Origin of the sequence: Bacillus sp. SIMBA_008 (genome assembly GCF_046535495.1) — a bacterium.
Classification (GTDB): domain Bacteria; phylum Bacillota; class Bacilli; order Bacillales; family Bacillaceae; genus Bacillus; species Bacillus subtilis.
On record NZ_JAWRWL010000676.1, the window covers coordinates 1 to 262 of the forward strand.

Annotated in this window: 1 pseudogene; it reads right to left on the minus strand. The window is 33.2% G+C overall.

Annotation, left to right across the window (positions count from 1 at the left end):
• Positions 1 to 262: pseudogene (locus SB658_RS24940) on the minus strand (hypothetical protein); the annotation flags it as partial.

A 262-nucleotide genomic window follows, 5' to 3' on the forward strand; every position in this document is an offset into this window, starting at 1 on the left:
GCCTAATTTCTTTAACGGGTGGTTTTTGATCATAGGCATCAACGTAGGAGAAATAGTAATTTAAGTTTCTGAGGGGACCTTTTCCTATTTTAGCGGTCGAGAACGGATATACTTGTCCAGTATAATCATCGAGAGATTTACAGTAATATTTTTCATCTAGATAAATACTGTATTTACATGTTAGTTCTACTAGTCACTTCCCTCCATCATCAATTACTTCTTTAGAATCAATAATGTCTATTAATGCGAATTTTTCATTCAG